Source organism: Halorussus salinisoli (genome assembly GCA_005239435.1).
Lineage (GTDB): Archaea > Halobacteriota > Halobacteria > Halobacteriales > Haladaptataceae > Halorussus > Halorussus salinisoli.
Map to the genome: position 1 here is coordinate 323,020 of SZNP01000004.1, position 12,839 is coordinate 335,858.

Genomic DNA, 12,839 nt, shown 5'->3' on the forward strand with positions numbered 1-12,839 from the left:
CCAGCTCTTGTGCGGCTACTTTCTACACGCGATTTGCGGAAGTAACTCACCCCTGTTGATCCTCGTGCACGGGGAATGCGATTTCGACGGTCGCTTTGTATTCGGTGATCGATCCATTCTCTACGTTTGCGGTCCAGTCCTCGATTTCGACGCCGTGAATATCCTCGATTGTCTTACTCGCTTGGCTCACTGCTTCACGCGCAGCGTCTTCCCACGATTCCGTTGACGTCCCAAGAACCTTGATGATTTTTACTGCCGTCATCCGGTCGTAGAACGGGATGATACCAATTAACAACTGTTAGCCTTTCCCAGAGATGAATTTTGGTGAATTCATCTCAGACCCCACTTATTTTGCCGTTAGCAGGGTGGAATTTGGTTCCAAATCGTATCAGTACTACTGCGTCGGTAAGTAGCCTGCTCAATTTTGTATTTCTGCCTCGTGAGGCAGACTATGTATGACCAACTGCTCTTTCCGACCGACGGGAGTGACGGTGCATCAGTAGCATTCGATCACCTCCTCGATATCGCTACCAGCCACGACGCAACGGTCCACGTGCTCAACGTAGCGGACACAACGCAGCACAGCGTGACTCGAATTCAAGGAGAAGTCATCGATGTCCTCGAAGAAGAGGGCGAGAAGATCGTCCAGGAAGCAGCTGATCGCTTGCGGGACCGTGGCGTCGATGTTGTCACTGAGGTACTTCAAGGAGAACCGTACCGGGAAATCATCGACTACGCCGAAACACGTGGGGTGGACCTCGTTGGCATGCCGACGCATGGACGCAGAGGACTCGAACGATTTCTCCTCGGCAGCACAACGGAGCGGGTCGTCCGCCGAGTGGACGTTCCGGTGCTTACGATTCGGCCGGACGACGACGTCACGATCACTCACCCGTACGAGGACGTCCTAGTCCCAACCGACGGGAGTGACTGTGCCAATCAGGCGCTCGCTATCGGAGTTGACGTGGCAGACGCCGAGGGGGGGCGCTGCATCTCCTCTCGGTCATTGCTATTCCGGCGTTAGGAGTCGATGTTCGTCTAGATATCCAGATGGGGATTTTGGAGGAAAGCGCCCACGAACTTCTCGATGAGGCCGAGGCGTTCGCAGTGAACGCTGGCGTCGAAGTGCCGTCGAAGGAAGTCGAATCTGGGCCATCGATTCACAAAGCGATTCTCACGTACATCGAGGAGCACGACATCGATCTCGTCGTTGTCGGTACTCACGGGCGAACAGGTTCTGACCGATACTTGCTAGGGAGCGTCACTGACTACCTCGTTCGTACGTCGCCGATTCCTGTACTGACCGTCCGAGCCCCCGAGTCTGATACGTGATGCTATACTTAGACCACTGAAAACGAGGTGTCTCTCCAGGTCACGAAACCCTTCACTGGGCCGCTACTCTCCGCGTCCAACTGTGATGACGGGAACTGGCGCGGACCGGACGGTCTTTTCGGCGATGCTTCCGAGCAGGATTCGATCAGTCCCGCGTCTCCCCGTCGTCCCCATCACGACGGCGTGGATGTCGTTCGATTCGATAGTGTCGAGGATTATCTCGATGGGTGCGCCGTGTTCGATGTGTCGGACGGTGTTGGCGATGCCGTGTGTCTCCGCCTCAGAGACGAGATCGTCAACGGCATCGGTCGCTGCCTGTTCACTTTCCCGTCCAGAAGTTGTTGAACGAACGTCCAGACCTAGCGACGTTTCGTCTACGACGGACAGCACGTGAACAGTCGCATCGAGAGACGCTGCGAGGGAAAGGCCATGCTCGGCAGCGTGGGTCGCACCGGCACTCCCATCTGTCGGTATGAGGATGTTCTCGTAGGGGAATATCAGTTGTTCATCGGGTTGCATCCGCACCGTTAGAACGGGGACAGTAGACAGACGAACGACCTTCTCCGTGACGCTTCCGAGAAGGTATCGGGAAACGCCTTCCCGACCGTGCGTCGGCAGTACGATCAAGTCGTGATCGTATCGCTCGGCGTACTCGATGATTGTCGGCGCTGGATTTCCCTGTACGACGTCGGAATCGTAGTTCACTTCGAGCGTGCTCAGTGTCTTCTCCGCTTCTTCGACGATGTCTTCGCCCTCCTGGACGAGCGCGTCGACGACCTGGGTCCCGACGACGGTGACGCTATCCCGCGTCGTATCCGCTACAAAGAGGATGTGGATGGTAGCGTCGGCCCAGTGTGCAATCTCGGCAGCGTGATGCAACGCCTCTGCAGCTCCATCGCTTCCATCGAACGGGAGCAGAATGTCCTCGTACATACACTTCCAGAAGCTACGAGGGATACTCCCAAATGGTTGTCCCCTCCGACGCCGGTACTCGGCTTTAAAAGCCTAAATAAGGAGAAGAACCAGTCCACTCACCACGACGACGCTCAAAACGATGGAGACGAGTCGTCCGAGTCGATAGCTGCCAAGGAGCCACGCTAACGCAGCCTTGACCATGGTGTTTGCGATGGCCGCGATGACGATCCCCGTGGTTGCAACCCGTGGCGAAACCGTCCCCTCGGCCGCAAGTTTGCTCAACGTAATCGTCATCACGTCCACATCTGCCAGCCCAGAGAGGAATGCCGTGGCGTACACGCCTGACGTCCCTAGCCATTCGTGTGCGTATTCGGAGATGAGGAGTACAACCGCGAAGATAACACCGAACACGAGCGCTGGCCGAAGTCGAAACGGATTCTTCAGCTCGCCGGGTTCGACTGTCGCCTCGGACGTAGTCCGCCAGTACAGCGTCCCACCAGCGACTATCCCAACGACGGTCATGACTCCCAGTGGGAGGGCTACACGTGAGAGCAGGTTTGGATTGACGACCGCAACCTCGATGAGTGCACGCGGGAACATCACGATGGACGCAGTAACGACCGCAAACGCGCAGACGTGATACAGCGTCTCATTCTGTGCCGTCTTCTCCGCCATGGACACCGTTGTCGCCGTCGAGGAGACGAACCCGCCGATGATCCCGGTCAACGCGATGCTCTGTTCCGGCCCGAGGAACTGGGCGAGTAAGTACGCCACGAACCCGAGTCCGGTGACGAAAACAACCATCAACCAGATAAAGCGCGGATTGAGTCCGTAGAGAACGTCGAGTGAGCGGTCTGGGAGCGCCGGCAGAACGACGAGGACGACGAGAATGAACTTCACCGAGGCCAGCCGTTCAGTCTCATCAATCTGGTCGGCGAATTCGTGGATCGGATCTTTGACCGAAAGGAGGACTGTGATGGCACCGCCGACGATAATTGCGATAACTGCGCCGGTGTCAGATTGCATCGCTATCGCTCCGAGTATGACGGTAAGAAGCGCAGCCATCAGCGTCGTCAGACCGATATCCTGCTCGTACCAGATTTTCCCGGCGTATGCAACGGTGAGCGGTACGACGAGAACACCGAGAGCCAGGGAAAGCGTCGTCGGGAAAAATGCCGCGACGAGCGCCCCATAGAGCGCAAATAGCGGGAAGGTACGACTCCCGGCGAACGTCCCACCGGACTCGCTTTGCTCTCGTTCCAATCCGATGAGCGCACCGAGTCCGAAGCCGACGAAGAGATGCAAGAGAACCTCGGTGAGTGAATCGGTTGCGGGATCGACCATCGATTAGAGACTTGAGGGAGTGTAACGTCAAACTACGGGACAGAAACGGACGAACGGCTCACGACGTCGGTTCACGAGTCCACCTCACCGGACGTTGGCCATCCAATCCTTCGGGCGGGTCGGATTCGCCGTGGTTATCAGTGACCTGCCGTCCCTCCTGTCAACTACCGAATGTAGCGCTTGCTTACCTGTAGACAGATCTCAGGCGATTGTCTTCGTCCAGTCGTTGGAAGGTGGCTACGGAATACCATTTACTCATCCATCACGGTCGGATTCACGGAGACACGAGAGAATCGATGCACAGAGTGCTGTCTCTAATCCCGTGTTTCGATATCCGGCCGCGAGATTCAGATCGACCGCCCAGAACGTGCCATCAGTTGATCCCTTAATGAAATCAACTCCGAATCCTCTGACGTCGGTTCGTTCGACCAGTTGCCTGAGACGGTTCGTAATCGATGGACGGGGCTTTGCCGGACCGATGTAACGTTTGGGTCCGTAGAGTTTCGACGTTACCCGCCGTCCCGCCGTGTGAACGCGAGTTCCATCATCGACAGCGTAGTACTTGTAATCGACGTTGTCGGCCGGAATTCGCGCTTGGTAGAAATCGCCCTGGCCGTTCAGCTCTGGCTCGCCGTCCCAGACGTAGGCGTCTTTAGCCACGTATTCGCCTGCAGGCTTCTCCAAAGAGAGTGGTGGTGTGCGAAATCCCACCGCTTCGAGCGCGTTGAGGGTGATTAACCGCGAGCTAAACGCAATCGTCATGGTCAGACTGTTCCAGAGGGGGGTTTCCGTCCGGTGAGCGTACCGCAAAGCAGGAAGCGTGACCGGGAACACCTGCTTGTTGACCAGCAGGGCGAGTTCGTCGATATGCGTCGGTGAAACGGCCGACCGTGGAGCGAAGAACCGAACAGGAAAGCCCTGCTCTCGCAGGCGTTCGGCGACTTCGCCGAACACGGGCTGATCGGTGGCACAAAGGATGCCGATACGCCCCTCCCCGCTCGAAGTCATAGTGTAACTGTCATTACTCCGCAGGAGGAATAGGCGTTTGGCTGCCTGTTTTGAACGACGCTCTCACTGTCGGGACTTGGCTCGGTCGAACCCGAATTGGAATCGAGAATCCCGTTTCCGTGCATCGTCACGAGTCGTACGTTCCGAATCGCCGTCGGAGTTCGCGCTCTAGCTGTCCGATCACGAGGGGTAGTAGACTCATTCCGAAGACGAGCAGCCACCCCTCGACCCCGATGGGGGTAGTGCTCAGCGCCAAGGAGATGCCGGGCAAGTAGACTGCGCCGAAGAGGATTACTGATGACAGCCCCAGTGCACCCCAAACGTACGGGTTTTCCGTGACTTCATTTCTGACGAGACCAGACGTTATATCCCGGACGTTGAACACATGCCAGAGCTGGGCGAATGCCAGCGTGAGGAACGAGATCGTGACGGCCTCATCGGTGTCCATACCACCGGCGTACATCCCACCGCCGATGACGAATGCACCGATAACCGCGGCTGAAATCAGTATTCCAAACAGCCCCAGTTCGGTCCAGTTGGTTCGCGTCATAATCGGTTCCTCGGGGTCCCGAGGTGGGCGGTCCATGATGTCGCTGCTGCCGCCGCAGGCACCGAGCGCGAACGCTGGAAAAATGTCTGTCACGACGTTGAGGAAGAGAATCTGCAGTGGGAGCAATGGGAGCGGAAAGCCGAGTAGCGCGGCGATCAGAATGACGAGCAGTTCGCTGACGTTGCACGACATGAGATACAGGACGAACTTCCTGATGTTACTGAAGATGATTCGCCCCTCTCTGACGGCGTGATAGATGCTCTCGAAGTTGTCGTCCTGCAGAATCATGTCCGACGCTTCCTGAGCGACTTGCGTCCCTCGCTGACCCATCGCTACGCCAATGTCGGCTCTCTTGAGTGCCGGCGCGTCGTTGACGCCGTCGCCCGTCATTGCGACGATAGAGCCTACTGCCTGGTGAACATCGATCAAATCGAGCTTATTCGCGGGATTCACTCGCGCGAAGACGGAGGCGTTCACGAACCGGTCCCGCTCCGCCTGGGTGAGGTTTTCGACGTCGTCAAGTTCACGGCCCTCGATGACCTCGGTGTCGTCCGAGTCTACCAGTCCGACGCTCCTGGCGATGTTTTGGGCCGTCCCCGCGTGGTCGCCGGTCACCATGACGACTCGTATCCCCGCGTCCTGACACCGCTGGATAGTCGATCTGACTTCTTCGCGCGGCGGATCAATCAATCCAACGAGCCCAATCAGCGACAGGTCCTCGTACGGCGAGCCCTCTGTACGATCCACGTCTTTCCGGGCGAGTCCGAGAACGCGCAACCCGTCCTCGGCCATTCGCTCGCTCTTTTCGATCTACTCGTCCTTCTCGGTCGCCGATAACTCTCTGGAGTCCTCCCCCGTCAACACCCGAGAAGACGAGTCGATGACCTCCTCCGGAGCCCCCTTTACGGCCACGCTAAATCGTCCGTCGGAGTCGTGGTACGTTGCCATCATCTTGACGGCCGGGTCGAACGACACCTCCCGGGCTTCCGGCAGCGATTCGAGGAGGGCGTTCCGGTCGAGTCCTCCCTTCATCCCGGCGATCAGGAGAGCAACTTCCATCGGGTCGCCCGTCACGTTCGTATCGCCGCCGTCCTCGGTTACGGAGGCGTTGTTACAGAGTACACCCACTTTGAGCGCCTCCTGCATGGCGGGGTCCTGTGGCTCGTCTAGCTCTTGGCCGCCGTGCTGAAACGTCCCATCAGTGTCGAGTCCAGTCCCCGTGACCTCCACCGAGCCATTCGCCAGCTCGTAGGCGGCCACAGTCATCTTGTTCTCCGTCAACGTTCCCGTTTTATCAGTGCAGATGACGGTTGTGGAGCCGAGCGTCTCGACGGAGGCGAGGTTGCTGATGAGTGCGTTGCGGTCGGCCATCCGCCACATCCCCCTCGCCAACACGAGTGTGGCGACGATGGGGAGTCCTTCTGGCACGGTCGCAACCGCCAGCGCGATGGCCGTTTCGACCATCAGGAAGAGATCCTGCCCCCTGAGCCATCCGGACACGAGGACGATAACCGCCACCACGAGAAGTAATGGAACGAGCTTCTGTCCCAGGTCGTCCAGCTTCTCCTGGAGTGGCGTCTTCTTCTCACCCGTCTCTTGGAGCGATGCCGATATCTGACCCAGTTCCGTGTCCGGCCCCGTGGCGACGACGACTGCTTCTGCGGTTCCCCGCGTCAGGTACGTCCCCTTATAGAGCATGTTCTCTCGCTCGGCGAGCGGCACCTCCCCATCGAGGGGTTCGCTCGTCTTTCCGACGGGGACGGATTCGCCAGTGAGAGCCGACTCGTCAACCTGAAGTCTAGACGGATCTACCACCCGCAGATCGGCAGGGACGATATCACCAGCATCGAGGATGACGATATCGCCCGGAACCAGGTCTTCCGCCGGAATCTCCCGATCATCACCCGCTCGACGGACCCTGGTTTCGATTTCCGTCATCTCCTGCAGGCTCTCCATTGAACGGATAGCACGCATCTCGGTGACGAAGCCGATGGCACCATTAATGACGAGAACAGCGAGAACCGCGGTCCCTTCGATAACATCCCCCATCACGAATGCCGCCACGGCCGCGACTGCAAGCAGGAGCACGATGACGCTCGTAAACTGGTTCACTAGAACCTCTAACCAGCGACGCTGTTCGACTTCGTGTAACTCGTTGGGACCGAACCGCTCTCGTCTGCGCTTGACTTCCTCTTCCGTCAGCCCCTCGTCTTTCGATACGTCGAGTTGCTCCAGAACGTCGCTTACAGACCGCGACCACGGTGATTGAGTATTGTCCCTGTTTCGTACCATTACCTAAGAAGAGCTCCGTATTTTTTATAGAAGATATTGACCGCGCTGCCTTGTGTAGCTTCGGTACGGAGTGACGCCGAAACTGTGGGGCACCCTAGTGCTCGTGGTGATGGTGGTGATTGTGGTGGTCCTAGAAGCAGACGATTACAATGTTTTCGTCCTTACTTAAGACTGTGATGACACCCGACTTTATCGTCTTCTGACGAACCGGTGACTGATGGGCCAACTCGCCTACTAAGCCGCCGTCCACAAAGAGACAACTACGGAGATTGTAGAGGACTTCCTCGAAACGAATCCGATGCCCTGCCGGCGTTCGGCTTGGGAGGCGGTTACAGAGGCGTTTTGGGGCACGACGGACGCAATGACCTCGACCGTATTCAAGCCTCGGCCCTCGTGATCCACGGACCGGCTGATGGCGTCGTCCCGGTGGATTTCGCCTGGGAGACGGCTGACCGACTTCCAAATTTGGTCTTCTACCGTCTGGAACGAACTGGCCACATTGCCCCCTTAGAGTGTCCCGGTGCGTACAACCGACTACTCGATTCCATTATCAAAGCGTCTTATGGGAACGACGATCTCCTCATGTATGGTCGGCGTGCAGTAGCGAAGTCAACCTTACGGACCTGTACTGCTGAACTGATACACTATCTCTCGGTGCCTCCTTGTGGACCTTAAGACGGATTCCGTTGCTCCTTACTCGTAGGTGAGAACGCGTGCCATTCCGGCTTCGAGGTGGTAGATGTTGTGACAGTGGAACAGCCAGTCGCCGGGGTTGTCGGTCGCGAAGTCAAGCGTGACTTGGCCCATGTGTGGGGGGGGACAAGCACAGTGTCTTTCACCGCGTCGCCCACTTGGAAGAAGTGACCGTGGAGGTGCATCGGGTGAACCACAGGGCTGCGGTTGACCATCCGGACGCAAACGTGGTCACCTGCGGACACACGGAGTGGGTCGGCGTCGGGGTACGCCTGCCCGTCGATGTACCACTCATAGCTACCACCCATGTTGCCCGACAGCGTGAGGTCGAACGTCCGGTCTGGTCGCCCTCCGATACCTTGGATTGGATGTAGTGCCCGGAGGTCGCCGTACTGGAGTCGGCGACCGCCCTCGGATGGAAGTCGGGACGACCCTGACTGGCCCGTTCCACATCTGACTACGCCGAGGGCAGGGCTTTCGTCGCCGTACACAGGATTTGCCCGGAGTTCCCATGAACCCGGATTGTCGGCCTCGACTACTGCGTCGTAGCGCTCCCCGGTCCCGAGGTCGAAGGCATCGACCTCGACCGGTTCGACGGGCCGACCGTCAGCGTGCGTAACAGAGAACCGATGGCCAGCCAATCGAACGCGGAACGTCGTCGCACCGCTTCCATTGATAAACCGAAACCGGACGCGCTCGCCCTCCGTCACCTCGAAGGTGGGCGCGTCGGAGGGGAGCCGACCGTTCATCAGCATCCCCTCGTAGGGCGGTCGGTAGTCGCCCATCCCACCCGTGCCGCCCATTCCACCGGGACCTCTTCCGCCACCATCACCGCCGGGACCGTCTCCGCCCATTCCGCCATCACCACCGGGACCACCATCGCCTCTGGGACCACCGCCGGGCCCTGCGGGGAGATTCGACGGCAAGCGGGGCTTCTCGTCGAGGTAGTCGTCGAGGAAGACTGTGTACTCACAATCGTACTCGACGTGGGGCGACTCCTCTTCGATGATCAGCGGGCCAACGAGTGCGCGGTCGAACTGCAGGCCGACGTGACTGTGGTAAAAGTAGGTTCCGGTTGGCTCGGCCCGGTACTTGTAAGTGTACGTCTCACCGTTCGAGATGGGCGTTTGGGTTACGTCAGGCACGCCGTCCATCGGATTCGGCACAGGGACTCCGTGCCATTGAACCGTCGTTCCTTCTGGGAGCTGGTTCGTTACGTCCGCTTGTAGCACGTCGCCTTCCGGAACTCGGAGTTCCGGCCCTGGGAACGTCCCGTCGTACAGCCACGTCTCAGTTCCCGAACCGTCACCGGGCCGGACCGTCCCCTGCTTCGCGGTGAGTTGGATCTTTGTGTCGGCAGGCTCGGAAGGCGTGACCATGCCGTCGGTCACGTCCCGATTGTCTTGGTCACCGGTCTCGCCGCGTGGGGGGATGGATCCCCACACATAACCCGCGAGCGACGTGACGCCGAGACCGCCGAACGACTGGAGAAACGTCCGGCGCTTCGGGTTTTTTTCTCCCCCGTCATTTGACGGAATCGGAGTTACTGCGGAGTCGCTCAGCGCGCTTTTCGAACTCTTCGTCGTCGATCTCGCCGCGGGCGTACCGCTCCCGGAGTTCGGCGAGCGCTGGGTCTTCGTCGCTGGTCGAACGACTGCGGACGGCAGATTCGCTTGAACCGTCGGTTCCCCTACCGTTTCCGCCACCCAAGGCGCGTGCGAGGAGGTAGACGACCGTGGCGAAGAACAGCAACATCACGGCGAGGCCGACGAAACCGTAGCCGAATCCCCATCCTCCCGGCCCCATTCCGTTCCCCATCTGGAGGACTACAAGCAGACTGGCGTTCATCACTATGAGGTAGTGGCTAACGACGCAAGTAATGCACGCCGAACACAATACTATATCGAGGGATGAGAAGTGCACTATATCATGGGCGTAAAGACTGCCAATTAGACATCGGAAACGACTATCAGTAAACGGGCGAATTTGGATGCCTCACACCCGAAAATCGATTCGTTCGACCGCCGAACCGGAGCTTACAACACCACAGATTTGAGGTGGAATAATCGCCATACAGCGTAGCGATCATCGGTCGAACGGGCCTGATTTCGCTTTCGTTCGATGGTCGAACGGGGGAGTGATTTTCACAGGGATTCTCGTACAGCCAAACCTGCCTCCTTTGAGAAAATCAACTACCGAATGATGCGGTGTCCCGATATTGCATCGTTCCTGAACTTATAGCTGGATACGTCAACCCAAGACCGCCAAGCCGTAGCGGCTGCGTCGATAACCTCTAATGCGTCTTGACCCCCATCTGCCTCCCTTTCTCGAAATCTTACACCATAATAAGTGGTCGTGGTTCCATCCACTGGAGAATCATCACCGAGACTCAAGTCATCACCTACCGAGGCTTCTGTATGGACCTCGGAATCATCTTGGAGACCAACGACCCCGAGCGCGTCTGGAACGCATTCCGTCTCGCAAACACAGCACTCGATGCAAATCACACGGTCGAGACCTTCCTTCTCGGGGACGGTGTCGAGGCACCGGATCTCGATCACGAGAAATTCAATCCACACGGTGTGATGCTCAAGTACACTCAGAACGGCGGGGAACTCGCTGCCTGTGGGACGTGTCTCGACTCCCGAAACCTTGACGCGGACGACCTTAGACCGCGGGGGACGATGGAAGATTGCCTGCGAATCGTTGAGGATGCCGAGAAGGTACTCACCATTGGCTAACAGAGCTAAATTCGGAGTGTTGGTGGTCAATCGGCTGCCTGTTCGGCCTGCCGAGTCTGTTCTACCCCTAATGGGTCTCCCGTCGATGTCGCGATGACTAGTCGCAAGAACTGTCCCGCATTCGTGAGAAGTTTGTTCTCCGCCTTTCGCAGATGTTCTTCATACGTCGAGCGAGCGACGCCCGTCTGGTCGGCCAGCTCCCGGAGCGATGTCTTCCGAGGCTGCTCGTAGTATCCACTTTCTAGCGCCAGTTGAAGCGCCGCCAGCTGCCGATCAGTCATGTCGTCGAACAACTGATCGACCGGAGCCAACATGCTGTGGGGGATTTGTTGCTCTGTAATCGCCGTCTTCGAGAGTACTTCGATATCACGATCAGCCTCCAGCTCGTGAAGGAGCGCCCGAACGTCACTCTCGTCGAATGCGATCACCGTGTAGTGCTCCCAGCCCTGACGATGAATCGTCGGCGGTTGATACAAGCAGTTGTACTCCTCGAACCGGTCGATGATGGAGTCTTCCAGCGAGCAGAGACAGGACTGCGTGACGACATGGAGCCCGGATTCGTTAACCGACTTGTGGAGAATCGTCCCCAAGTGGTCAATCTCTTCGAGGAGTTCGTCAGTTGGCGATTCTGGAGATGTTATTTCGATCACCTGGCAGTCGCTCAGATACCACTCACGAATCGTGAGATCCGGATAGTGCTCCGAGATTTTTCGATACGGACACTCGTGTTTGACCCGGAAGGAAGCTTCGTACAGACTCATACAGGTGTATTTGTGCTACTGTCAATTAACGGTGCCGGTCATGTCCGGCACCACCTATTTCCTAATACTTCTCCTATCGGTGAATACTGATGTCGGAGATTAGCCCCGAAAAACTCAGTGACCAATTACAGGCTGGCGAAGACAACTTGCTCGTCGTCGATATTCGCCACGAGGAAGAGCACAATGACTGGAATATCCCGGACAGCGTCAACGTCGATGTCTACAACGAACTGACCGACAACCCCGAGGCCGCAAAAGACGCCCTCGCAGATCTCCCCGAAGAGAAGGAAATCGTTACCGTCTGCGGGGCAGGCATCGCTGCGGCGACGGCAGCTGACGTCCTCCAGGAGATGGACTACGCCGCGAAGACGCTCACGGACGGAATGAACGGCTGGAGCCGCGTTCACCGGCACGCGCCGGTTCAGGTCGATCTCGACGGGACGCTTATCCAGGTTGCACGTCCGGGCAAGGGCTGCCTCTCACACGTCCTTATCTCAGACGGTGAAGCTGCCGTCTTCGACCCATCACACTACCTCGACGAGTACGAGGCGATTCTTGACGAGTACGACGCCGAGCTCGTCGGCGTCTTCGACACGCACGCTCACGCCGACCACGTCTCCGGCGCTGTGGAACTTGCCGACCGACACGGCGTTCCCTACTACCTCCACCCGAAGGACGCGCTTGCCATCGACGCGACACCCCTCAAAGATGGACAGACCGTGACGGTCGGTGGGCTCGACATCGAGGTCATCCACACTCCGGGTCACAGCGAAGGGAGCGTCTCGTTCGATATCGACAGCGCAGCGCTGCTCACGGGTGATACGGTCTTCCACGAGAGCGTGGGCCGCGTGGAACTCGGCGTCGAAGCCGGGATCGAAGACTCCGACGTCGAAGGGAACGCCGCGACGCTCTACGAGAGCCTCCAGCGATTGCTCGACCGGCCAAAGGATGCTGTCGTCCTGCCGGCCCACGATCCCGGGTCACCCGAACCACCGGTGAGCGCGACTCTCGCTGAAGTCAAAGAACGGAACGAGGACCTCGGACGCGACCGTGCGAAATTTGTTGAGGAGCTCGCGTCGGACATTCCAGACCACCCGCCGAACTTCGAGCGTGTCAAGCGGACGAACGTGGGACAGGAATCCGTTCCCACCGACGAGTTGGCCGACCTGGAGCTGGGTCCCAACAACTGCGCAGCGGAGTGAG

At 58.3% G+C, this 12,839-nt stretch carries 11 protein-coding genes and 1 pseudogene; 3 read left to right on the forward strand and 9 right to left on the reverse strand.

Annotated features, from left to right (window positions below):
• Positions 1–46 precede the first annotated feature (46 nt).
• Positions 47–262, reverse strand: a complete 216-nt coding sequence (locus E2484_RS12850) for a dodecin family protein (protein ID WP_137285609.1) — start codon at positions 260–262, stop codon at positions 47–49.
• Positions 263–451: 189 nt separating this feature from the next.
• Between E2484_RS12850 and E2484_RS12855 the strand changes: the two are divergent.
• A pseudogene (locus tag E2484_RS12855) lies at positions 452–1,332 on the forward strand (universal stress protein).
• 63 nt (positions 1,333–1,395) lie between these two features.
• Here E2484_RS12855 and E2484_RS12860 read toward each other — a convergent pair.
• The 7 genes from E2484_RS12860 to E2484_RS12885 form a co-directional block, all read right to left on the reverse strand.
• Positions 1,396–2,265 (reverse strand): universal stress protein, encoded by an 870-nt coding sequence (locus E2484_RS12860; RefSeq protein ID WP_137285610.1) that lies wholly within the window; start codon positions 2,263–2,265, stop codon positions 1,396–1,398.
• Between the two features lie 72 nt (positions 2,266–2,337).
• Positions 2,338–3,591, reverse strand: a complete 1,254-nt coding sequence (locus tag E2484_RS12865; protein ID WP_137285611.1) for an MgtC/SapB family protein — start codon at positions 3,589–3,591, stop codon at positions 2,338–2,340.
• Positions 3,592–3,846: 255 nt separating this feature from the next.
• Positions 3,847–4,599, reverse strand: a complete 753-nt coding sequence (locus E2484_RS25610; RefSeq protein WP_321112606.1) for a hypothetical protein — start codon at positions 4,597–4,599, stop codon at positions 3,847–3,849.
• 127 nt (positions 4,600–4,726) lie between these two features.
• Entirely contained in the window at positions 4,727–5,941 is a 1,215-nt protein-coding gene (locus E2484_RS25615) for an HAD-IC family P-type ATPase (protein WP_321112607.1), read from the reverse strand.
• A gap of 18 nt (positions 5,942–5,959) precedes the next feature.
• Positions 5,960–7,441, reverse strand: a complete 1,482-nt coding sequence (locus E2484_RS25620; protein WP_321112608.1) for a cation-translocating P-type ATPase — start codon at positions 7,439–7,441, stop codon at positions 5,960–5,962.
• Between the two features lie 671 nt (positions 7,442–8,112).
• On the reverse strand, positions 8,113–9,513 hold the full coding sequence (locus E2484_RS12880) for a multicopper oxidase family protein (RefSeq protein WP_321112609.1): 1,401 nt from the start codon (positions 9,511–9,513) through the stop codon (positions 8,113–8,115).
• Positions 9,514–9,658: 145 nt separating this feature from the next.
• The gene (locus E2484_RS12885) at positions 9,659–9,982 is read right to left on the reverse strand and encodes an SHOCT domain-containing protein (protein WP_137285612.1); all 324 of its coding nucleotides are present in this window, start codon (positions 9,980–9,982) and stop codon (positions 9,659–9,661) included.
• Between the two features lie 569 nt (positions 9,983–10,551).
• Here E2484_RS12885 and E2484_RS12890 point away from each other — a divergent pair.
• The gene (locus E2484_RS12890) at positions 10,552–10,875 is read left to right on the forward strand and encodes a DsrE family protein (protein ID WP_137285613.1); all 324 of its coding nucleotides are present in this window, start codon (positions 10,552–10,554) and stop codon (positions 10,873–10,875) included.
• Positions 10,876–10,901: 26 nt separating this feature from the next.
• Here E2484_RS12890 and E2484_RS12895 read toward each other — a convergent pair whose 3' ends face one another.
• Entirely contained in the window at positions 10,902–11,636 is a 735-nt protein-coding gene (locus E2484_RS12895) for a helix-turn-helix domain-containing protein (RefSeq protein WP_137285614.1), read from the reverse strand.
• A gap of 89 nt (positions 11,637–11,725) precedes the next feature.
• Between E2484_RS12895 and E2484_RS12900 the strand changes: the two genes are divergently transcribed.
• Entirely contained in the window at positions 11,726–12,838 is a 1,113-nt protein-coding gene (locus tag E2484_RS12900) for an MBL fold metallo-hydrolase (protein ID WP_137285615.1), read from the forward strand.
• Position 12,839: the final 1 nt, after the last annotated feature.